Source organism: Streptomyces sp. NPDC001889 (assembly GCF_053594535.1).
Map to the genome: position 1 here is coordinate 220,082 of NZ_JBSFER010000011.1, position 21,957 is coordinate 242,038.

General features: G+C 73.5%; 17 protein-coding genes. 9 read left to right on the forward strand and 8 right to left on the reverse strand.

Features of this window, described 5'->3' with window-relative positions; all coding sequences use genetic code 11:
- The first annotated feature begins 382 nt into the window (after window positions 1–382).
- Window positions 383–3,139 (forward strand): SpoIIE family protein phosphatase, encoded by a 2,757-nt coding sequence (locus tag ACWCRA_RS15045; protein ID WP_451067781.1) that lies wholly within the window; start codon window positions 383–385, stop codon window positions 3,137–3,139.
- A 126-nt stretch (window positions 3,140–3,265) separates the two neighbouring features.
- Here the strand turns inward: ACWCRA_RS15045 and ACWCRA_RS15050 are convergent, their stop codons facing one another.
- Window positions 3,266–3,625, reverse strand: coding sequence for a hypothetical protein (locus tag ACWCRA_RS15050; protein WP_451067782.1), 360 nt, complete (start codon window positions 3,623–3,625; stop codon window positions 3,266–3,268).
- 214 nt (window positions 3,626–3,839) lie between these two features.
- Here ACWCRA_RS15050 and ACWCRA_RS15055 point away from each other — a divergent pair, with 214 nt between their 5' ends.
- The 4 genes from ACWCRA_RS15055 (at window position 3,840) to ACWCRA_RS15070 (ending at window position 7,653) form a co-directional block, all read left to right on the forward strand.
- Window positions 3,840–4,826 carry a siderophore ABC transporter substrate-binding protein gene (locus ACWCRA_RS15055; RefSeq protein WP_451067783.1) on the forward strand — a complete coding sequence of 329 codons (987 nt, stop codon included), beginning with the start codon at window positions 3,840–3,842 and terminating at the stop codon, window positions 4,824–4,826.
- A 67-nt stretch (window positions 4,827–4,893) separates the two neighbouring features.
- Window positions 4,894–5,856 carry an iron chelate uptake ABC transporter family permease subunit gene (locus ACWCRA_RS15060; protein WP_351555343.1) on the forward strand — a complete coding sequence of 321 codons (963 nt, stop codon included), beginning with the start codon at window positions 4,894–4,896 and terminating at the stop codon, window positions 5,854–5,856.
- Window positions 5,849–6,898 carry an iron chelate uptake ABC transporter family permease subunit gene (locus ACWCRA_RS15065; RefSeq protein WP_351555346.1) on the forward strand — a complete coding sequence of 350 codons (1,050 nt, stop codon included), beginning with the start codon at window positions 5,849–5,851 and terminating at the stop codon, window positions 6,896–6,898. The genes ACWCRA_RS15060 and ACWCRA_RS15065 overlap by 8 nt, the downstream gene beginning before the upstream one ends.
- Complete coding sequence (locus ACWCRA_RS15070; protein WP_351555349.1) at window positions 6,895–7,653, forward strand: iron ABC transporter ATP-binding protein; 759 nt, start codon at window positions 6,895–6,897, stop codon at window positions 7,651–7,653. Before ACWCRA_RS15065 ends, ACWCRA_RS15070 begins: the two co-directional genes overlap by 4 nt.
- A 429-nt stretch (window positions 7,654–8,082) precedes the next feature.
- Here the strand turns inward: ACWCRA_RS15070 and ACWCRA_RS15075 are convergent, their stop codons facing one another.
- The 5 genes from ACWCRA_RS15075 to ACWCRA_RS15095 form a co-directional block, all read right to left on the reverse strand.
- On the reverse strand, window positions 8,083–9,822 hold the full coding sequence (locus ACWCRA_RS15075; RefSeq protein WP_351555352.1) for an AMP-binding protein: 1,740 nt from the start codon (window positions 9,820–9,822) through the stop codon (window positions 8,083–8,085).
- The gene (locus tag ACWCRA_RS15080) at window positions 9,819–11,948 is read right to left on the reverse strand and encodes an FAD/NAD(P)-binding protein (RefSeq protein ID WP_451067784.1); all 2,130 of its coding nucleotides are present in this window, start codon (window positions 11,946–11,948) and stop codon (window positions 9,819–9,821) included. Before ACWCRA_RS15080 ends, ACWCRA_RS15075 begins: the two co-directional genes overlap by 4 nt.
- Window positions 11,949–12,072: 124 nt before the next feature.
- Entirely contained in the window at window positions 12,073–13,452 is a 1,380-nt protein-coding gene (locus tag ACWCRA_RS15085) for a methylaspartate mutase (RefSeq protein WP_451067785.1), read from the reverse strand.
- The gene (locus ACWCRA_RS15090) at window positions 13,449–14,066 is read right to left on the reverse strand and encodes a cobalamin B12-binding domain-containing protein (RefSeq protein ID WP_451067786.1); all 618 of its coding nucleotides are present in this window, start codon (window positions 14,064–14,066) and stop codon (window positions 13,449–13,451) included. The genes ACWCRA_RS15085 and ACWCRA_RS15090 overlap by 4 nt, the downstream gene beginning before the upstream one ends.
- Window positions 14,067–14,453: 387 nt before the next feature.
- Window positions 14,454–15,521, reverse strand: a complete 1,068-nt coding sequence (locus tag ACWCRA_RS15095) for a helix-turn-helix transcriptional regulator (RefSeq protein ID WP_451067787.1) — start codon at window positions 15,519–15,521, stop codon at window positions 14,454–14,456.
- Window positions 15,522–16,107: 586 nt separating this feature from the next.
- Between ACWCRA_RS15095 and ACWCRA_RS15100 the strand changes: the two genes are divergently transcribed.
- Window positions 16,108–17,550 (forward strand): polysaccharide lyase 6 family protein, encoded by a 1,443-nt coding sequence (locus tag ACWCRA_RS15100; protein WP_451067788.1) that lies wholly within the window; start codon window positions 16,108–16,110, stop codon window positions 17,548–17,550.
- Window positions 17,551–17,753: 203 nt separating this feature from the next.
- Window positions 17,754–18,161, forward strand: a complete 408-nt coding sequence (locus tag ACWCRA_RS15105) for a VOC family protein (RefSeq protein ID WP_451067789.1) — start codon at window positions 17,754–17,756, stop codon at window positions 18,159–18,161.
- Between the two features lie 480 nt (window positions 18,162–18,641).
- Here the strand turns inward: ACWCRA_RS15105 and ACWCRA_RS15110 are convergent, their stop codons facing one another.
- Window positions 18,642–18,857, reverse strand: a complete 216-nt coding sequence (locus ACWCRA_RS15110; protein ID WP_351555373.1) for a DUF6243 family protein — start codon at window positions 18,855–18,857, stop codon at window positions 18,642–18,644.
- 378 nt (window positions 18,858–19,235) lie between these two features.
- Here ACWCRA_RS15110 and ACWCRA_RS15115 point away from each other — a divergent pair, with 378 nt between their 5' ends.
- Together ACWCRA_RS15115 and ACWCRA_RS15120 are read left to right on the forward strand one after the other, a co-directional pair.
- Window positions 19,236–19,328 (forward strand): putative leader peptide, encoded by a 93-nt coding sequence (locus ACWCRA_RS15115; RefSeq protein ID WP_332903363.1) that lies wholly within the window; start codon window positions 19,236–19,238, stop codon window positions 19,326–19,328.
- Between the two features lie 169 nt (window positions 19,329–19,497).
- Window positions 19,498–20,922, forward strand: a complete 1,425-nt coding sequence (locus ACWCRA_RS15120) for a sulfatase-like hydrolase/transferase (RefSeq protein WP_351555376.1) — start codon at window positions 19,498–19,500, stop codon at window positions 20,920–20,922.
- 192 nt (window positions 20,923–21,114) lie between these two features.
- On the opposite strand, the gene ACWCRA_RS15125 is transcribed toward ACWCRA_RS15120, so the two are convergent.
- Window positions 21,115–21,855, reverse strand: coding sequence for a class I SAM-dependent methyltransferase (locus ACWCRA_RS15125; RefSeq protein WP_451067790.1), 741 nt, complete (start codon window positions 21,853–21,855; stop codon window positions 21,115–21,117).
- Window positions 21,856–21,957 lie beyond the last annotated feature (102 nt).

Sequence of the window (21,957 nt, forward strand, 5' to 3'; positions counted from 1 at the left end):
TTGACAGGGAACGGCGGGCCTTCACGCCGGCCGGGGACCGGCTCACCCGGCGCGAACGGACCCACCGGGGCCGCGCTCCACCGGCCGGAAGAGGCCGCTGGAGCGCTGCCCCGCGTTCACGCGGCCCGGCCGGTGCTCGCTGCGAGGGCGCGCCGCGGCCGCCGGAGACGGGCCGCCGGGGGCACCGTGCCGTACCCCCGGGGCGGGGCACCGCCGGCGCGCCGGTCCTCGGCCGGCCCGAGCCCGCCGAGGCGGCCGGGCCGCCGCCTTCTCCGTGCGGCGCGCGGGTCCGTTGAACCATTCACGGCCGACACGCCTGCTCGGAGGCAGAGTTACTCCTGTACAGCCATATAAGTAACGATATAAGTGCACTATGGAGGGAATGAAGCGTTCCGAGGATGTCTCTCCGGCGACCGGGAGGAAGCGATCCGCCCGGCGCGGAGGGGGCAGTCCTCTCTGGGGAGCCCGCAGTGTCATCGGACAGATGTTCCTGCTCCAGCTCGCCGTCGTGCTGCTGCTCGCCGCCGGAGCGGTTCTGCTGCTGTTGCTGATGGCACGCCAGGAGAAGGCACAGGAGGCCCGCAGCCGCTCCCTCGCCCTCGCCGAGGGCTTCGCCGACGCCCCCGGCACGGCGGCGGCGATCGAGTCCGCGCATCCGACGGCGATCCTCCAGCCCCGCGCGGAGAAGGCCCGCGAGGGTGCCGACGTCGACTTCGTGGTGGTCCTCAACCGCAGGGGCACCCGTCTCACCCATCCGCTGAGCGACCGCATCGGCAAGCGCAGTTCGGCCAGGCTGCCTCTCCTGCTCCGGGGCCGGACCGTGGTCGAGAAGCGAACGGGATCGCTCGGCCCGCAGGTCAGGGCCTATGTTCCCGTCCGGCGGGCGGACGGGGTCGTGGTCGGAGCCGTCGGGGCGGGGATCACCATCGCCCGTATCAACTCCGCCGCCGCACAGCGGCTGCCGCTCGTTCTGACGGCCACCGGCGGCGCCGTCCTGCTCACCGTCGGCGGCGGCGCGCTCCTCAGCCGGCGGCTGCTGCGGCAGACCCATGGACTCGGCCCCGCCGAGATCACCCGGCTGTACGATCACCACGACGCGGTGCTCCACTCCGTGCGCGAGGGTGTTCTGATCGTCGACACCGACGGCAAGTTCCTGCTCGCCAACGACGAGGCCCGGCGCATCCTGGACCTGCCCGCCGACACCGAGGGCCGCGCGGTCGCCCGGACGGACCTGCCCCCCGAGATCGCGGAACTGCTCGTCTCCGGCCGGGAGGCGACCGACGAGTTCCACCGCGTCGGGGACCGCACCCTCGTCATCAGCCAGCGCCCCACCGAGGGCGCCACCGCCCGGCGGAGCCGGGTCGCGACGGTGCGGGACACCACCGAACTCCGCGCCGCCTCCGCCAGGGCCGAGACGGCCCGCCACCGCCTGGAGATCCTCCACGACGCCGGGACCCGCATCGGAACCACCCTCGAAGTGCCGCGCACCGCGAGAGAGCTGGCCGAGGCCACCGTCCCCCGGTTCGCCGACTTCGTCACCGTCGACCTGGCGGAGCCCGTCCTGCGCGGCGAGGAGGTCCACGGCACGGAACAGGAGCTGCGCCGGGTGTGCCTGGCGGGCATCCGTGAGCATCCCCCGCTCTATCCGGAGGGCGAGCTGATCCGTCCGGTCCCCTCCACCCCGCAGGCGCAGGGAATGATCACCGGCCGGGCCGTCCTCGAACCGGACCTGGCCGACGCCCCGGGCTGGCACGCGCAGGCCCCGGAACGGGCCCGGCGGATCGTCGAGGACGGCATCCACTCCCTGATCACCGCGCCCCTGAGGGCCAGAGGAGTCCTTCTCGGCATCGCCACCTTCTGGCGTTCGGAGCGGCCCGATCCCTTCGACGAGGAGGACCGCGCGCTGGCCGAGGAGATCACCGCCCGCGCCGCCGTCTCCCTCGACAACGCGCGCCGCTACACCCGTGAGCACGCCATGGCCGTCACGCTCCAGCGCAGTCTGATGCCGCGCCATCTGCCCGTCCAGGAGGCCGTCGACGTCGCCTACCGCTATCTTCCCGCCGAGGCCGGTGCGGGCGGTGACTGGTTCGACGTCATTCCGCTGCCCGGCAGCCGGGTGGCCCTGGTCGTCGGTGATGTCGTCGGCCACGGCCTGCACGCCGCGGCCACCATGGGACGGCTCCGCACCGCGGTCCACAACTTCTCCGCCCTGGACCTCCCTCCCGAGGACATCCTCAGCCACCTGGACGAGCTGGTCACCCGCATGGACCAGGAGCACGGGACGAACGGCGACGGCCTCGACATCACGGGGGCCACCTGTCTGTACGCCGTCTACGACCCGGTGACCGGTGACTGCGCCATGGCCCGGGCCGGGCACCCGCCGGCCGGACTGGCCCTGCCCGACGGCCGGTTCGAGTTCCCCGACGTCCCCGTCTCACCGCCCCTCGGCACCGGCAGCGGACTGCCCATCGAGACCGCGGTGCTCCGGCTCCCCGCGGGCTCGCGCCTGATCCTCTACACCGACGGGCTGATCGAGAGCCGCGACCACGACATCGACACGGGCCTCGCCCGGCTCCGGGACGCGGTCGCCGGACGGCCCGGTATCAGTGCCCAGGAGACCTGCGAGGCGCTGCTGCCCGCCATGCCGGGAGCCCGACACCAGGACGACATCGCCCTGCTGGTGGCCCGCACCGAACGGCTGGACCCCGACCGGATCGCCGAGTGGGACGTGCCGTCCGACAGCGCGGCGGTGGGCACCGTGCGCGCCGCGTGCGCCCGCACGCTCCGGGACTGGGGTCTGGAGGAGATCGTCTTCACCACCGAACTGATCCTCAGCGAACTCGTCACCAACGCCATCCGCTACGCCGGGCAGCCCGTGACCGTACGGCTCATCCACAGCACCTCGCTGATCTGCGAGGTCTTCGACGGATCAGCCACCTCCCCGCATCTGCGCCGGGCGCTGCTCACCGACGAGGGCGGGAGAGGGCTCTTCCTGGTGGCCCAGCTCGCCGATCGCTGGGGCACCCGCTACACCGCGGAGGGCAAGGTCATCTGGACCGAGCAGTCCCTCCAGGGTCCGGCCGCCGCTCCTCTCGGCCCCGACCCCGCGGGGGTGCTCCTCGAACAGTGGGATCTGTGAGCGAGCTGCCCCGGGCCCTGCTCCGCTCCCCGCCGGACGGGGCGGCGGCGCCCGTCGCGGCGGGCCCGCGCGCGGCGGGCGGGAGTCCGGAGCGGGTGAGCGGCGGGGCGGCGTCGCCCCCGGTCCTCAGGCCCGGCCCCGGCCGGAGGTCCTGACGAGGTCGTTGGCGGCGATGAGACCGAGTCCGGGCACGGCCTCGCGCAGCGCCTTGACGGCGTGGACATGGTCGCGGGCCGGATCGGCGTCCGCGTCGCGGAGGGTCCGCCGCACCCATTCCGCCGTCCGCTCCTCATCGGTCAGCGAGCGGTGGTGTCCGACGATGCGCAGGGCCTCCCGGAGCCCGGGCCGGGACGACGGACCGGCCGCCTCCAGCGCGGTGACGAGATCCGCGTGAACGGCCTCGACATCGTGGAGGAGTACGACAGGGGGCTTGCTCTTGGGCGCCATGAGCGGATCGGTCCCTTCGTCACGAGTGCGAACAATCATGGTAGTCACCGCCCCGCCGGGGACTGCCGGGGGGAGGGAGGGCGCGGGGCCCGCCGGGCCGCACCGGCCGGCGGAGCGGCGGCAGCAAGCGGAAGTGGACCCTCCGAAAAGATCGATTCATGGTTAGGTTAGGCTCAGTTAAGTCATCAGATCTTCGCGGCTTCATCACCCTGCGGTGTTCCGTCGCGCCTTGTGTCCCCGGGAGTCATCCGCCGTGCGTTCCGTCCGTTTTCGCAAGTCCATCCTCGTCACCAGCACGGTCCTGTGCGCGGGCATCGCGCTGAGCGCGTGCGGGGAGTCCGGCAAGGCGTCCGAATCGGACAAGAGCCAGGGTGAGGTCACCGTCACGACCGCCCAGGGCCGGCTCGACGTACCGCGGAAGCCCTCCAAGGTCGCCGCACTCGACAACACGTCGTTCGCGACGCTCAAGGCGTTCGGCGTCAAGCCCGTCGCGGTGCCCAAGGCGCTCCTCCCGCAGGAGGGCTACGAGGACTGGAAGAACGACGCGTCCATCAAGGACGTCGGCACCCACCGTGAGCCCAAGTTCGAGGCGCTCAACGCCAGTGGCCCCGACCTCATCATCGGCGGCTACCGGTTCACCGACCACCACGACAAGCTGTCCAAGATCGGCAAGACGATCGACATCGCCCCGTCCGACGAGGCCAAGGACGGGTACGTCGCGTCGCTGAGGACCCAGACCGAGCAGCTCGGGAAGATCTTCGGCGAGGAGGCCAAGGCCAAGGAGATCGTCGCCGCCCTGGACAAGGCGCAGAAGTCGGCCACCGACGCCACCCGGGGCGAGAGCGTGTTCCTCGCCGTCGCCAGCGCCGGGAAGATCGACAACGGGGCCAGCCGGATCGGCCGGCTCGCCGAGCCGCTGAACCTGAAGAACGTCCTCGCCGCCGAGGGCGAGGAGAGCACCTCCGTGCACGACAACTCGGGGCTCGCCCCCGAGACGATCGCCAAGCTCAACCCCGACTGGATGATCATGCTGGACCGGGACGCGGCCGTGGGCCCCGAGTCCGGTGAGGCGATCGCCGCGAAGAAGGTCGTGGACGGCATGGAGGCCTGGGAGAAGACCACCTTCCGCGCCAAGGACCAGGTCGTCTACCTGTCCAGCGACTTCTACCTGACCGAGGGCATCCAGGCGTACACGGACTCCTTCACCACGGTGGCGACCGCGTTCAACGCGGCCGGCTGACACTTCCACCTCCGAGCGGCCCCCGGCTGAGCCGGGGGCCGCTCACCCCACCCGTCCCGGAAGCCCCATGCGCCGACTCCCGCTCATACTGGCCGCACTCCTCGTGCTGGCCCTGGTCACCGCCTCGCTGTTCATCGGCGGTTACGACATCGATCTGCGCGCCCTGGTCACGGACCCCGAGGCCCGGCGGATGTTCCTGATCTCCCGGGTGCCCCGCACCCTCGCCCTGGTCTTCGCCGCGGCCGCGATGGCCGTCTCCGGCGTGATCATGCAGATGCTCGTACAGAATCGTTTCGTCGAGCCGACCACCACGGGCACCAGCGAGTGGGCGGCCCTCGGTGTCCTGCTCCTCACCCTGCTCGTACCGGCCGCCTCGCCCATGGTGCGGATGGGCGCCGCCAGCGCCTTCGCGTTCGCCGGCGCTCTTGTCTTCCTGGTCGTCCTCGGGCGGATCGCGCTCAAGTCGCAGGTGATCGTGCCGATCGTGGGCATCATGCTGGGCGCCCTGGTGAGCGCGGTGACGCTGTACATCGCCTCGTCCACGAATCTGCTGCAGATGCTCGCCACCTGGCGCTCGGGCGGGTTCAGCTCGGTGGTGCGCGGGAACTACGAGCCGCTGTGGGTGGTGGGGGCCATCGTCGTCGGTCTCTATCTGGCGGCGGACCGCTTCACCATCGCCGGGCTCGGCCGGGACACCGCCACCAGCCTGGGGCTCCCCTACCGCCGGATCATGTTCACCGGTCTGGTCATGGTCGCCCTGGCCACGGGGGTGACCACCGTCGTCGTCGGATTCATCCCCTTCCTGGGCCTGATCGTGCCGAACCTCGTCTCGATGGCACGCGGCGACGACATCCGCCGGAACCTCCCGTGGGTGGTGCTCAGCAGCGTGGCCCTGATGATCGCCTGCGATCTCGTGGGGCGGCTCGTCGTCTTCCCGCTGGAGATTCCGTCGACGGTGGTGCTCGGGGCCGTCGGAGCGGTCGTGTTCGTCGTGATGATCCTGCGTCAGCGAGGGAAGGCCCATGTCTGAGAACCGGCTGACGGCCACCGCGCCCCCGTCCGGTGCCGCGCGGGACGGCGGCGGCGCCCGTACGGCGGCCTCGTCCGGCCGCGCCCGCCGGGGGCTGCCCGTCGCCGCGCGGCTCGCCGTGGCGGGCGCGATCGCCGCCGTCGCGGTGGTCTGCTTCCTCTTCCTCTTCATCGAGGGGTCCTTCGCGTTCGCCTTCGAGCGCCGGCTGACCATGCTCGGGACGATGACGGTGGTCGCGTTCGCCCAGGCCGTGGGAACGGTGGTGTTCCAGACCATCACCCACAACCGGATTCTCACCCCGTCGATCATGGGGTTCGACTCCGTCTACATCCTGATGCAGACCCTCCTGGTCTCCGTCTTCGGCGGCAGTGTGCTCGCCGTGACGGACGGGCTGCCGAAGCTCGTCACCCAGACACTGCTGATGGCCGGTTTCACGATGCTGCTGTTCGGCTGGCTGTTCTCCGGCCGCAAGGGCAGCATCCATGTGCTGCTGCTGGTCGGTGTGGTGCTGGGGCTGGCCTTCCGCAGTCTGTCCGACTTCCTTCAGCGGCTGCTCTCACCGGCCGAGTACGACGTGCTCTCGGCCCGGCTGTTCGGACGGCTCAGCAGCGCCGAGGCGGAGTATCTGCCCGTCGCGGGCATCGTCTGCCTGGTCGTCGCGGCCGTGGTCTGGCAGCGCCGCCACCGGCTCGACACGCTGCTCCTCGGCCGGGACGCCGCCACGAACCTGGGCATCGCCCACAAGCGCGAGCTGTCGCTGATGCTGCTGCTGATCTCCCTGCTGATCGCGATGTCGACCGCGCTCGCGGGCCCCATGACCTTCTTCGGCTTCGTCACCGCGATGCTCGCCTACCAGATGTCCGGCACCCACCGGCACTCCGTGGTCCTGCCGATGGCGTTCCTCATCGGACTGATCACCCTGGCGGGCGGCCAGTTCGTCATGGAGCACGTGTTCTATGCCTCCGGCATGCTCACCGTCGTCATCGAGTTCCTCGGCGGGGCGATCTTCCTCGTCCATCTCCTCCGGAAGGGCACCCTGTGATCGAGTTCACCGACATCCGCAAGGCGTACGGCGACGACGTCGTGCTCGGCCCGGTGTCCGGGCGGATACCGGCGGGCGGGGTCACCTCGCTCGTGGGCCCCAACGGCGCCGGCAAGTCCACGCTGCTGACCATCATCGGCCGGCTCGCCGAGCCGACGTCGGGCACCGTGACCGTCGACGGTCTCGACGTGCACCGGGCCAAGTCGCAGGACGTGGCGCGGACGCTGTCCATCCTCCGCCAGGAGAACCACTTCACCGCCCGGGTGACCGTGCGCGAACTCGTCTCCTTCGGGCGTTTCCCGCACAGTCGGGGACGGCTGACCCCGCAGGACATCGCCCATATCGACGAGGCGCTCGAATTCCTCCACCTCGGCGACCTCCAGCACCGCTATCTCGACCAGCTCTCCGGCGGACAGCGGCAGCGCGCCTATGTGGCGATGGTGCTCGCCCAGGACACCCGGTACGTCCTGCTCGACGAGCCGCTCAACAACCTGGACATGAAGCACTCCGTGCGGATGATGAGCCAGCTGCGCCGCGCCGCCGACGAACTCGGCAAGACCGTCGTCCTGATCGTCCACGACATCAACTTCGCCGCCACCTACTCCGACCGGATCATCGCCCTCCGCGACGGCCGCGTCGCCGCCTCCGGCACGGTCGACGCGATGATGCGCGCCGAGGTGCTCAGCGAGGTGTTCGACACTCCCGTCCAGGTCCACGAGGTCGACGGGAAGCGGACGGCGGTCTACTACCGCTGAGCCGGCGCCGGGCCGCCGGGGACCCGTCCTCACGGGAACACGCCGTGCGGCGTGCGGCGTGCGGCGGGGACAGGCGCCGGGGCCCGGGGAGGACGCCCCGGACCGGGCGCGCGAACGGGACGTGCTCCGGAACGGACGGAGCGGCCACGGGCCGGGCGTCCGGCGGAGGACGTGTCGTCCCCGCCGGGGCGGGCGGAGAGGGGCCGTGCCCGGGCCGACAGGTCGGGGACGGCTCCGCCGGCCCGGGCGTCGCGCCCGCGCCCGCACCGTCCGGCCAGGGGCCTGTCCGCCGATCCCGTCCTCGTCGACGCCGTCCCGGTCCCGCCGAGGACGGGATCGGGACGGCGTCGACGGCGTTCCCGGCGGGCCGCCGGGGCCGCCGGGGAGCGTTTCCGGGGAGGACCGGAGACGTGCGGCCGCGGCGGACGGTCACACCGGCGCCGGACCCCCGGAGCGTGTCGTCGGCGGGGTTCCCGGGGCTCTCGGCCGGTGCTCCGTCCCCGGGGGCGCGTCCCGCAGGGCCGCGCGGCGCACCTTCCCCGAGGGGGTGCGCGGCAGTGAGGCACGGAACTCCAGGGCGCGGATCCGCTTCTCCTCCGGGAGTTCGGCCCGCAGCAGGGCGAAGACCGCTTCGGCGGCGGTGCCGGCGCGGGCTCCGGGCGCGAGGACGGCGTACGCCTTGGGGACCCGGCTGCCCGCCGGGTCCGGCACGGGGACGACGGCGGCCTCGCGGACGGCCGGGCAGCGCAGCACGGCGGCCTCCAGTTCCTGCGGGGAGAGGCGGTGGCCGAAGGAGTTGAACTGGTCGTCGGTGCGTCCCAGACAGCGCAGCACTCCGCCCGGGGAACGGACCATGAGGTCCCCGGTGCGGTAGAGGCCGCCGGCGAAGGTCTCGGCGGTGCGGACGGGGTCGTCCGGATAGCCCCGCATCAGTCCGACGGGGTGCTCCGCGAGGTCGAGACAGAGCTCACCGGGCGTTCCGGTGGCGGCCTCGCGTCCGGTGTCCGGGTCGATCAGCAGGGCCCCGCAGCCCGGCAGAGGGCTGCCGATATGGCCGGGGAGGGGGCTCGTGCCCGGCGTCCAGCCGAGGCGGGCGGTGGTCTCGGTCTGGCCGTAGCCGTCGCGCACATCGATTCCCCAGGCCCGCCGGAAGGAGTCGAGCAGCCCCGCGTCCAGGGGCTCACCGGCGGAGACCGCCTCCCGCAGCGCGGGCGGACGGGGTCCGGGACCCTCGGCGAGGAGGGCGCGCCACACGGCGGGCGGGGCGCACAACGAGGTGACGGCGCGGGTGCGCAGCACGTCGAGGACGGCGTCCGGCCGGGCGGACGCCACCGAGTCCAGGGCGACGACGGCGGCCTCCGCGTTCCACGGGGTGAAGAAGGAGCTCCAGGCGTGTTTGGCCCAGCCGGGCGCCGAGAGGTTGAGGTGGACGTCGCCGGGGAGCAGGCCGTTCCAGTACATGCCGGAGAGATGGCCGACCGGATAGCTGGTGTGGGTGTGCTCGACGAGCTTGGGCCGGGTGGTGGTGCCGGAGGTGAAGTACCGCAGCAGCGGGTCGTGGGCGCCCGTCGGACCGTCGGGGCGGAAGGCCGCCGAGGCCGCGCGGTGGTCCTCGTACGACGTCCAGCCGGGCCCGGCGGCCGGTACGGCGATCGCGAGGGGGACATCGGGGCGCCATCCCGGCGAACGCTCGATCAGCGCGGCGTCGGCGACGACGCAGCGCACCCGCGCGCGTTCGGCGCGGTCGTCGAGTTCGGGGGCGGTGGCGGTGATGTAGGTCGGGACCAGGACGGCGCCGAGTCCGACGCAGGCGAGCATGGTCTCCCACAGCGCCTCCTGGTTGTCGAGCAGCAGCAGAACGGGGTCGCCCCGCCTCAGGCCGAGGCCGTGGAGCCAGTTGGCGAGCCGGGCGGAGCGGCGGGACAGCTCGCCCCAGGTGAGGACGGTGTCGTCCTCGGGGCGGGCTCCGCGCACCAGGCGCAGCGCTGTTCGGTCCCGCCGGGCCGGGTCGGCGGCGACGGCGTCGAACCAGTCGAGCGCCCAGTTGAAGGCGGCGGGGCGCGGCCACCGGAAGTCCCGGCCGGCGGCGGCCGGATCGGTGCGGTGCCGCAGCAGCGTGTCGCGCGCCGCCCGGAAGACGGCCGTGGGGCAGGGGGGTCGGGTGTTCATCGCGGGGCCTTCCCGGTGGGGTGCGAGGCCTTCCCGGTGGGGTGCGGGGACACGGCCGGCTCCGGCGCTGGGCGGTACGGCTCCGGCGCGCAGGGGTACGGCTCCGGGGAGGCCGGTGGAGCGGCGGCGGGGCGTCCTCGTGCGGGACGGGGACGGGGACGGAGCGGCCCGGCGGCCCGCGCCGACGGACGGTCGGCGAGCATCGCGGCGGCGACCGCGTCGGCCTCCTGGTGGAAGCGGGTGGGCACCCCGGGCCGGCCCGCGCCGACCTGGGTGAACCAGCGGGTGTGCTCGGTGGGAATGCCGAGGGCGTAGAGGCCGGCCATCGGCTCGCCCCGGCCGTTCAGCACCCGGCCGCAGCCGTCGGTGACATCGAGTCCGCCGGTGGGGTGTCTCTCCCCGTCGGGGCTCACGGTGACGAACTCCCTGATCAGCCCCTGTGCGAGAAGCCATCGGGTCAGAGGCGAGGTGTCACGGCGCAGATCCGGCGCGGGGACGCGGGCGTCCACGAGCACGGCGGCCGTGCGGGTGGAGCCCCGCACACGGGGTGAGGAGACGGTGAACCGGCCGCGCTCCTCGTCGGCCCGGAACACCGTCTGGGGGCCGACGATCTCGACCAGGCCCCGGTGGATCAGCGCGCGGAGCTGCTCGACGCGTTCGGCGGGCGGGCCCGCCGACAGAAGCGAGTTGAGCGGGAGGAAGCCGCGCACGAAGTCGTCCCGGTGGGAGCGGGGCAGCAGACCGCCGTGGTCGACCGCGTCGCGGAGGGTGGAGCGGATGTCCCTCAGGACGTCGAGCGCGGCCTTCAGCGGGCCGCCGACGTTGCCGAGGGCGGCTTCGGCCAGATCCTGGTCCACGGCGCGGAGGACCCGGTCGCGGAACTCCCCGGGGCCGGAGAAGTCCTCGTCGGCGAACGGCCGGGCGAGCGCCGCCAGATCGAGCGGCGGGATGTCGCCCAGCCCTTCGCGGGCGCGGAGCGCCGCGGCGTCGCGGCCCTCGTGCAGGGCGGCGGCGTGGCGCACGGCGAAGCTGGCGGCGCGCCGGGCCCCGGAGCGGGACCGGACGTGCGCCGTCCAGTAGACGTGTTCCACCTCCTTCAGCAGCAGCGGCAGAACGTCCTCGGCGAAGTCCAGCCGGGAGTCGCCGCCCGTGGCGGTGGCACGCCGCGCGCGGGCGGCGGCGAGCGCGGACGGGGTGAGGAAGAGCGCGCGGTGACGGTGGCCGGGGCTCTTCTCGTTGCGTCCGCGCGCGGGAATGGGGAGCCCGCCGCGAGAGCCCGCGAGGATGCGCGGTTCCCGGCCTCCGGGTTCGTAGCGCAGGGTTCCGCCCGGGGCGCGGACGAAGCGCCCGCCCCGGCCCACGGTGAGGGTCAGCAGCACATCGTAGAAGGAGAGTCCGAGCCCCCGTACGGCGATCGGGGCACCGGGCGGGACGGCGGACTCGCCGAGTTCGGCCTCCAGGTCGGCCGCCGCGTCGCCACGGACGTAGCGCACGCCCGGGTGGCGGTGGGCGAAGCACAGCATCTCGCGCTCCGATGCCTCGGGCTCGTTGCGCGGGTGGCCGGTGGCGAGCAGGACCGCGTGGGCGCGCAGGGTGTGCGGGGGACGGTCCAGGGTGAGCCGGTAGCCGCCCCCGGGCAGGGGTACGAGGGTGTCGACCCGCGCGGTGTGGGAGACGAGCCGCGTGCGGGGCGGCGGATGGGCGGCGATCGAGCGGTGCACCGAACGCAGGTAGCGGCCGTACACGGCCCGGGGGGCGTAGTCGTCGGGTCCGGTGACGCGTTCGCCGGGCCGGGCGTGGGCGGCGAGCCATTCGCCGAGCGAGGGCCCGGCGCCCGGTCGCGGCGGCCCGCCGTCGGGACCGCCGGAGTACATGGTGACCTGGCCCGCGACGGTGTTCATCGTGTACCAGCCGGACTGGTCGGTGCGCCAGATCCGCCCCGCGCCGACCTCGTGGGCGTCGATGGCGTGGAGGGTGACGGCGGCGGGTCTCAGGCCGGCGCGCCGGGCTCGTCCGGCCGCCTCGTCCAGGCGCACGGCGAGCCGCTCCAGCACGGCGATGCCGCGTGGGCCGCCGCCGACGACGGCGAGGGTGAGGGCGGGGGCGGGGGCGGTCGTTCCGGGCATGGCGGTTCCCGTCGTTCGTCTCCGGCCGGGGGGCCTCCCCCGGGTAGGCGGGGGCGGGTCCTCGGCGCGCACGGGGTGGGGCGGGGTGTGCACGGGGTGGGGCGGAGTGTGTCGCACGGGGTTCTCACCTCTTCTGTCGCGGGGACCCGGGCGGGGCCGGGGCGAGGGCGAGGGGTTCCGGCTCGCGGTCGTGGGCCCGCTGGACGTACCCGAGCATGTCGAGCAGTTCCCCGGCCCTCAGCGGCCGTCCTTCGGGACCGGTGGCCGCGCGCACCGGCATCGCGCCGCCGCCGCGCCACTGGAGACTGCCGCGCCGGTCGATGAAGCCTCGCGCGCGATTGGCGTTGTCGGGATGCAGGCAGTACGGCACGTCCAGCAGCCCGGTGGCGAAGGCGCGGATCAGGGCGGTGCCGATATCGGGCGCGAGGCCGATGACGGTCTCCACCAGGGTGCGGGCCTCGGCGAGGACGCCGAACTCGCCGCCGGCTCCGTCGCGGTGGGCGGCCTCCGGGCGCGGTGTGCGCCGGGCGGCGCCGGCCGCCTCCTCCAGGGCGAGGACGTTCTCCCCGACGGTGGGGATGCGGTGGGCCTCGGCCGGGGTCTTCACGATGAGCCGCTCGACACCGCTGCGGGCGGCGAGTTCGGCACTGGCCCGCAGCAGCCGCAGCGCGCCGTGCCGGGAGCGCGGGAACACGCCCATGTAGGTGTAGAGGACGAGATGCACATCGGCACCGGGGAGGTACGCGGCGGCGAGGGTCCGCAGCGCGGCGAGCGCCTCGGCGTCCTGGGCGGGGCTGGTCTGCTGGGCGTAGCTGAGGGAGATGCTGCGGAGCCCGTACCGGCGGAAGAACAGCCCTTCCAGCAGAGCGATCGCAACCAGCAGGGAGGGCGGGCAGAGCTGCCCGAGCAGACAGCCGCCGAAGCTCTCCAGATGGGCGGCGCCGCCGGAGCGCTCGGCGAGCAGTTCGCAGCCGCGGGCCCACGCGTCCACCGAAGCGGCGAGCGGGGTGCGGCTGTAGGGCAGGCAGTACGAGACCGGGCCTCCCTCGGTGGCGTCGAGCCCCGAGTCCAGCAGGGCCCGCACGATGGCGTACGGGTCGGCCGAGCCATGGCGTATCTGCACGGCGAAGCCGGACGCCCCGTCCACGAGCCCCTCCAGCATCCGCCGGGTGGCTCCCGCGCCGTGCGCGAGGAGCGGGTAGCCGTTGAGGGCGGCCCCGGAACCGAGGGCGGCGCGGGCTCGGGCGTGGTCGCCGACGCGTGTGTAGCTGTCGAGGGTGACGGTGCCGACCGTGCGGGCGCGCGCGGCGCGGACCGCCAGCAGCCCGTGCCGCATCGCGGACGGGTCGGGGAAGCCCATACGGGGCTGCACCACCAGCTCTCCGCGGCGGCGCGCGGCCTCGACGGCGGCGGCGAAGGCGGAGACCGGCCGGGGGCGCACGGCGTTCCCCCGGGGTGCGCGGGCCTCCACGGTGTTCCGTCCGGGGCGGTACGGGGGTTTCATGGCGTTCCTTCCACGGTGGCGCGCCCTCGGGGCGGCTCGATGCCGTCCGTGGTCCCGGGGGCGCGCGGGTACGCGCTCCGCCGCGCGGGGCGGTGCTCGATCCGGGGGGCCGCCGTCCCGTGGGCGCCGGCGAGCACGGGTACGGCCCGGTGGAGGCGGCGGCGGAAGTCCTCGGCCACCCCGCCGTCCTCGAAGACGGCGTCGAACCCGGCGGCGAGCAGCCGGGGCCCATGGGCGCCGGCAGTGCCGTCGACGCCCAGCTTGCCGCCGATGACGGCGAAGAGGCGCCGCAGTTCGGGGTGGTGCCTCAGCCGGGTGATGACCCTGCCGCCGTCCAGGGCTCCGTGGCCGTTGACGCTGCTGATCACCAGGGCGTCGGGGCGCAGCCGGCGGCAGGTGTCGATCAGCAGGTCGTCGGGGACGCAGCTGCCGAGGTTGGTCACCCGGTACCCCATCTCCTCCAGGAGCAGATGCAGGAAGACGAGGTTCCAGGTGTGGGCGTCGGAGGAGACACCGGAGACGAGGACATGCCGGCGCGGGGGCTCGGGACGCGGGGGCGCGTACCCGGTGAGCGGTTCTCGGGGCGCGGCGGGGGCCGGGGCGATGGGGGTCATGGGGGGGTCTCCTCGGGTACTCGGGGCGCGGCGGGGGCGCGGTCGTCCGTCCGGGTCGGGGTCCGGTCCCGGTCCCGGGGCCGGCCCGGGTCGGGTCGGGGCGCGGGTCTCCGGGGGAGATCATCAGGACGGTCCGAACGGGGAGGGTGCGTGCGTGCTCTCCGAGTCTGTGCCGGGGCGGCGGACAGGGGTATCCCGAGTTCTGGGGGGTTCAGGGGGTGGCGGCGGGCAGGGAGGCGGCGCGGGGCAAGGCACCGGTGGTGTCCGGGGCGGGGTCAGACGGTGAGGTGCCGGGAGCGGGGCGGGACCCGGGGCGGGCCGGTCCGGCCGGTCGTGTCGGTCGGGCCGGTCGGGTCGGTCGGGTCGGTCACCCGGTGCGGCGGGTGGTCAGTGGCCCAGTGCGGCGATGAGTTCGTCGCGACCGTCCGCGCCCGTCTTGCGGAAGACCGCCTTGAGGTGGTCGTTGACCGTGTGCACCGAGAGATCGAGGCGGCGGGCGATGCGCTGGGTGGCCGCGCCCGAGCGGAGTTCGTCGATGACGTCGTGTTCACGGGGCGTGATGCCGTACCAGGCGCAGAACGAGGGCAGGACGAGGTCGCCGACAGGGGCCTCGATCACCAGCGCGACATCCCCTTCGTCGCCGAGCGTCTGTCCCTGGCAGACGATCCAGCGTCCGCAGACGGCGGGCGGGGAGCAGACGAGCGGCGCCGTGCTGTCGCCCGGGCGGTCCGGGCTCCGGGTGGCGAGGGAGAGCGCCATGAGGAAGACCTCGGGCATCCACTCCGGGACGACCTGCCGGCCGCGCGTACGGAAGAGGTCCAGCCATGCGACGGCCTGCGGGCTGACCGTCCTGACGCGGTGGTCGGGCCCCATGGTGATCACCCCGGCCGGGAGCGCCGGGGCGGCGGGCAGCAGCGGGCCCGCGAGGACGTGCCGCCGGACGGCGCCGATCAGCGCGGGCGAGAGCAGGGCGGCCAGGCGGGCGTCCTGCGTGTCGAAGGGCTGCCCGCCCTCGAAGCGGATCAGGGCGAGCATCCCCCAGACGCCGTGCTCGTCGCGGAGCAGCAGGCGGAGTTCGGACGCGGCCCGGTGTGCCGCGAGGACCTCGGCGCGCATCCGGTCGGCCGGGGGCAGGAGCGGGTCACCGACGGTGACGATGTGGGTGGGGGCGGCGCCCGGGACGGCCGGGTCGGCGCACCAGGGGCTGTCCTGCTCATGGCGATGGCGGACGAGGTCCTTGACGAGCCCGGGCGGGAATCCGTGCCAGAAGCTGAAGCTCCCGAAACCGAGGCCGATCGCCGGGTCGGAGCCGACGAGGGTGAAGGCGTCGTGGGGGACGACCGCGGCGATCAGCCGTGAGAGAGTCCGCCCCCGGTCGTCGGCGCCGGCCCGCTGGACCGCGACATAGCCGAGTTCACGTCTCATCCGCCGGTCGTCGACCGTCATACGACGCATGAGACAAAAGTAGCACTATGTAGTATTTTCCACCATTTTGATTGAACGTCACACTAGATGTTCCGGCGCGGCGGCGCGTGTCCGCGTGGCGCGAGCCGCGGCGAGCCCACCGGGTGGCCGGGACCCACAACCACGGCTCCCGATACGTCAAGCGACGGAGGAACCGCACAGCGCCATCGCGGTCGCACGGTGGTGGTGGCGTGGCCCTCCCGTCGGGGGCGGCGGCGCGCGCACGCCCTCGGGCCGGGGTTCCGGCTGCCGCCGTTCCAGCGCGAACCGGGCCGGGCCGCACCGGAACACCGGACTCCGGCGTACCCGCGCTCCGCGCCCGCGCCCGCGCCCGCACCCGCACCCGCGCTCCGCACCCGCACCCGCACCCGCACCCGCACCCGCACACCGGCGTACTCGCGATCGTGTCGGGCCCACCTCGCCCGGAGGCGGGCGATGTGCCCGTCGGACAACCCGAACTCGCGGGAACGGTGAGGGAACCCGAAGCGCCCCGGCCCCCTCCTTCCCCGTGGCGGGCCCATGGCGTGGGCCCGGGTTCACGGGAGGCCCACAAGGCTCCCCCAGCAGAAGAGGCCCCATGCAGCGACGTACCTTCCTCACCGGCACTCTGATCGGCGCGGCCTTCGCGACCGCACCGATCACGGCCCTGACCACCACCGGCGCGTCCGCCGCCACGGTGACCGTCAGCTCCATCGCCGACCTCCAGCGGGAGATCGACCGTGCCGCGCCCGGTGACCGGATCGTCCTGGCCAACGGCACCTACACCGTTCCCGCCGGCGGCATCCGGATCGCGGGCAGGCACGGCGCCGGCACGCACATCACCATCGTCTCCCAGAGCCGGGGCGGCGCGGTGCTCCAGGGCGATCGGAGCTTCGTCCTGCGCGACTCCAGCTCCGTCACCATCAGCGGCTTCGCCTTCCGGCAGCACCAGTCCCTGGTGATCCCGGCGGACTGCTCCGACATCCGGCTCACCCGCAACGACTTCGGATTCGCCGACAACGCGGGCGTGGACTGGGTCGTGGTGAAGGCGGACGGAGTCAAGATCGACCGCAACCACTTCCACGACCGCTCCACCCAGGGCGTGTTCCTCGTCGCCGACGGACCCGACGGACCCGTCGACCCCGACCGGGAGACGATGGTCAAGGGCCTCAGCGTCCTCCGCAACCACTTCGCCCGCCACACCTACCCCGGGGACAACGGCGGCGAGTCCATCCGGCTCGGCGTCAGCCACCGCGCGATGGACAGCGCCGGAGCCGTGGTGGAGTACAACCTCTTCGAGCAGTGCGACGGAGACCCCGAGGCCATCTCGGTGAAGTCCTCCGGCAACGTCATCCGCCACAACACCCTCCGCGACTGCGCCGGAGGCATCGTGCTGCGCCACGGCAACGGCACGCTGGTGCACGGCAACCACCTCATCGGCGGGACCGAGGGCATCCGTCTCCACGGGAACGACCACACGGTGTTCAACAACCATCTGACGGGACTGTCCGGGCGCGCCCTCGTGATCGGCAGCGGTACCGCCCGCGACCACGTCCCCGGCGAGCCGCCGGCGCAGCGGCGGGGCTACGACGCCTGCGACCGCGCGCTGATCACGCACAACACCCTGGCCCGCAACGCCCGCGCCATCGTGGGCGAGAACCGCGCCCACGAGCCCCGGAACGCCGTCCTCAGCAACAACATCCTGGTCGCCGACGCGGGCAGCCTGGTCGCGCTCGGGCAGCACACCGGCTTCACCTGGCAGGGCAATCTGCTCTGGGGCCGGGCGGCCGACGGGACCGTCCCCTCCGGCGGCTTCGTCCGCGCCGATCCCCGTCTCCAGCAGGGGGCCGACGGGGTGTTCCGTCTCTCGCCGGGCAGCCCGGCCATCGGCGCGGCCGTGCCGACGGCCCATCCCGTGAACGACGACATCGACGGCCACCCCCGTGGCGGCAGCCGTGACATCGGCTCGGACCAGTACGCGACGGCGGCACCGGTCCGTTCCCCGCTGACCCCGGCGGACGTGGGCCCGAACGCGGCGTGAGCACCCCGTGAGCGCCGCTCCGGCCGGGCCACCGCGCCGCCCGGCCGGAGCGGCGCGGGAGCCGTCCGCCCGCCTTCCGGGCCCGCCGACCGTGAGGGCGACCACCGGAATCCGGAAAATCCCCGGAGGGCCACCGATGAGTTCCGCGCCACGGCCCGGTCCACCCTCTCGAACACCATGACGACCCCGGGAGAGACCCAGCCATGCACCAGCAGATGATCTTCATCAACCTGGCCACCCGCGACCTCGACGTGTCCAGGAAGTTCTTCACCGAACTGGGTTACTCGATCAATGACCGGTTCAGCGACGACACCACGGCGTCGATACCGCTCGGCGACACCATTGTCGTGATGGTGCACACCCACCAGAAGTACAACGAGTTCACGAAGAAGCGGATCGTGGACTCGACCACCTCCAGCGAGGTGCTGCTCGCGCTCAGCGCGGAGAGCCGGGAGAAGGTCGACGAACTGGTGGAGAAGGCCGTCGCGGCAGGCGGAACACTCACCGGCGAGACCCAGGACCACGGCTTCATGTACGGCCGGGCCTTCGACGACCCGGACGGACACACCTGGGAGGTCGTGTGGATGGACCCGTCGGCCGGCGAGAACTGACGCGCGCGCCCGCGCCCCGGCGCTCTCCGGCCGCCGGCCGCACCGGAACCCGCCCCGCAGGTCCGGGCCCTGTTCTCGCAGGGCCGCCGCCGGGTGGCGAGCGGCGCCGAGCGACTGCCCGGGGCTGCGGCCCCGCCGCTGGGGGCGGCGCGTTCGCCGTGCGCCGTCCCGACGGCCTCCGGGACGCCCGGGTCCTCCCGCGCGGGACCGGGTGAACCGGCGCGGGACCTGCCCGGTCCCTCGAAGTCCGCCGGCGGGTCGCCCTCCGGGCCGCGCCACCGGTTCGCCCCCACTACCCGGATCTCCCGGCGCCGCACCGCGTCCCGCAGCGCCACCGGCACGCACAGCAGCTCGCACGGGACACCCTCGGCACCGCCCCTGTCGTCCACCGCCCCGGGGCGGCAACAGGCAGCGCAGGGCCCGGACCGCGTGTCGCGGTCCGGGCCCTGTCCGTGCGGTGCCGCCCCGGGGCGGTGGACGTCAGCTCTGAGCGGTGTCGTCGCCCGCCTGCCCGGCGCTCCCGGCCGCGCCCGCCTTCTCGCGCATCTTGCGCACCAGCTCCGCCTTCTGGTCGGCCGCGCTCTGGCGGTCGAGGTTGCGGTGCGGGCCGTTGTTCTGCCGTTCGGCGCGGGACAGCCTCTTGCGCTGGCCGCCACCCATGCCCACGGGATTGTTGATGTTCTTGCTCACGGTCACGGGCTCTCCCGGTAAGTAAGGTGAAGTAATCTACGGATTCATCGGTGGGGGACGGGCGGCGACATCGAAGGACGTCAGCGGCGGCCCATCACGCTCTCACTCGTGAATCGGCGCCTGGAAGAACATGTCAAAGAGGTTACCCGGTTCCGCCGACCGCGCGCACCAGCCCGTTCGCGGCCCCGGCGGCGACCGGACTCTCCGTCGCGGATCAGGCACCTGTCGTCACCGTGGCGCGGTGCCTCCCGGTGCGGCGCGGCGGCGGGCACACCGCCCGGCCCGGGGAGAGCGGGGTGCTCGCTGCCGGCCGGGCTCCGGCGGAGGTTCGAGGGGTGGGCGGGCCGTTGACAGGAGGAAGGGGATCGGGGAGGGTCTGGAGCCATGCAGCCACTGGGTGACCTGCGGGTCCGTCTTGTGGAGCGCCGCCACGTCGACCTGGTCCGTGTCGCGAGCGCCATCTGTCGTCGCGTCTGACGCACCCCGCCCTCCTCTGACGCTTCGTCAGCCCTCCGGCTGATCCGGCACGCCCCGGCACGCCGCTCCCCTCACCCGGCAGCCCCGGTCCCCGTCCCGGCTCCCGGCCCCCGTCTCCGCGCGGTGCCACGCACCCCCGGAGCCCGCATCCCTGCCCTGGAGCACCCCTGTGACCTCCTTCGACTCCCCTCTGTCCCGGCGCGCCTTCGGCGGTACCGCCGCCGGGGCCGCGGCGGCCCTCGGACTCTCCGCCGCCGCCGACGCCGCCGCCGACAGCGCCGCAACGCCTCCCGGCGAACGTCCGTTCCGCGCCACCCGCGCCCCCGGCGGGCGCGCCCGCCGCCCCAACGTGCTGTTCATCCTGGGGGACGACCTGGGCTGGGCCGATCTGTCCTCCTACGGCGCCCCGGAGATCCGCACCCCCCATCTGGACCGGCTCGCCCGGCAGGGTGTGCGCTTCACCGACGCGTACAGCGGCTCCGCGACCTGCTCGCCCACCCGGTTCAGCCTCTACACCGGCCGCTACCCGGGCCGTACGAAAGGCGGGCTCGCCGAGCCGATAGCGGACCGCTCGGTGGGGCTCGAACCCACCCATCCCACCCTGGCCTCGCTCCTGCGCGACAGCGGGTACCGCACCGCGCTGATCGGCAAGTGGCACTGCGGCCATCTGCCCGACTACAGCCCCACCCGGTCCGGTTGGGACGAGTTCTTCGGCAACTTCGGCGGGGCGCTGGAGTACTACTCGAAGCTGAGCTCCGGTGGGGAGTACGACCTCTACGAGGGCGACGCCGAGTACAGGGACCTGCGCTACTACACCCGCGTCCTGACCGAGCGGGCCGTCGAGTACGTCAGCCGCGACCAGGGGCGCGCGCCCTGGCTGCTCAACCTGAACTTCACCACCCCGCACTGGCCATGGATCGCCGACGGCGACGAGGAGACCAGCGCCGAGATCGTCCGCCGGATCAAGGCGGGCGACCGGCGGGCGCTGTGGCACCAGGACGGGGGCTCGCTGGCGAAGTACCGGCAGATGGTAGAGGACCTCGACCGCTCGGTCGGCAAGGTGCTCACCGCCCTGAAGCGGTCCGGGCAGGAGAAGGACACCCTGGTGTTCTTCGCCAGCGACAACGGCGGCGAGCGCTTCTCGTACAACTGGCCGCTCAGCGGCAACAAGGGGTCGCTCCAGGACGGCGGTATCCGGGTGCCCTCGATCCTGCGGTGGCCCGCGCGGATCGAGGGCGGGCAGGTCAGCCGGGTCCCGGTGTACTCCCCCGACTGGACGGCGACCCTTCTGGAGGTGGGCGGCGCGCGGCCGCATCCGGCGTACCCGCTCGACGGTGTCAGCCTCGCCGGCTATCTGCTCCACGGCGCCGAGGCACCTTCGCGCGACCTGTTCTGGCGGGTCCGGGGGGAGCGGGCGCTGCGGCGCGGCGAGTGGAAGTACTACCGCGGAAAGGACGGCAGGGACCGCCTCTACCGGCTCTCCGAGGACCTCCGTGAGCAGGCCGACCAGGCCGCCGTACAGCCCGGGCTGCTGGCGGAGCTGAGGACCGCGTGGGAGGGGATCGACCGGGGGCTGCTGCCGTACGCCTCCTGACACGGTCCTCGCACGGCGGGCCCGGTCGGCCGACCGGGCCCGCCGGGGCCGCCCCCGGGAGCCGCCGGGAGAGGACGCCCCACGAGGCGGGGGCGGGGGCGGAGCCGGGCGGCCCTGGTCCGCGCGGAGGCCGGGAGCAGGGGGCTCCAGGCGCTGAGGCCGGCACCCGGGCGGGAACGGTGCGCCTCGGTCTCAGCCGACGGGCTTCTCCCAGACCGAGACGTGCCGGCGGCTCTCACTGGTGAAGGGCTCCCTCGTCCACCCGTCCCACCGCTCGCGCGGTGTCAGCCCGGCCAGCTGGGCCATCAGATCGAGTTCGGACGGCCATACGTACCGGAAGGGAATCGAGGAGAGTTCGCCCCGGCCGTCGGCGAACGCGATGTAGTTCGAACTCGTCGCCTGGGTGGCGACATCGTAGATGTCCACGGCCCACCGATCCGGGCCCACGTGGTGGGGCACGGCGTTCTGCCCGGCCGGGAGTCTGCGCAGATCGGGAACCATCACCTCGATCACGAAGCGGCCACCGGGTTCCAGATGAGCCGCGGCGTTGCGGAAACAGGCCACCTGTTCCGCCTGCGTCGTCAGGTTCATGATCGTGTTGAAGAGCAGATACGCGAGGGAGAACGTCCCGTCCACCCTCGCCGTCGCGACATCACCGATCGTGACACCGATCGCCTCACCACCCGGCTTGGCACGCAGCCGGCCGACCATCGCCCGGGAGACGTCGATGCCGTGGACCTCGACACCGCGCCGGGCCAGCGGCAGCGCGATACGCCCCGTCCCGATTGCCAGTTCGAGGGCGCGCCCGCCGCCGGCCAGACCCGCCAGGAAGTCAACCGTCGGGTCCACCACGCCCGGGGCGAACATCTCTCCTTCCCGCTGGTCGTAGACCGCCGCGACACGCTCGCCGAAGTAACCATCCCGATCGTCCATCGGCAGACCGTACGCGCGGAGCCCGGAGCGGCGCGCGCGATTTCTTTCAGCCAACAGGGCGGTGAGGACGCCCGCGCGACCGGCTTCGGCGAGCGAACCCCT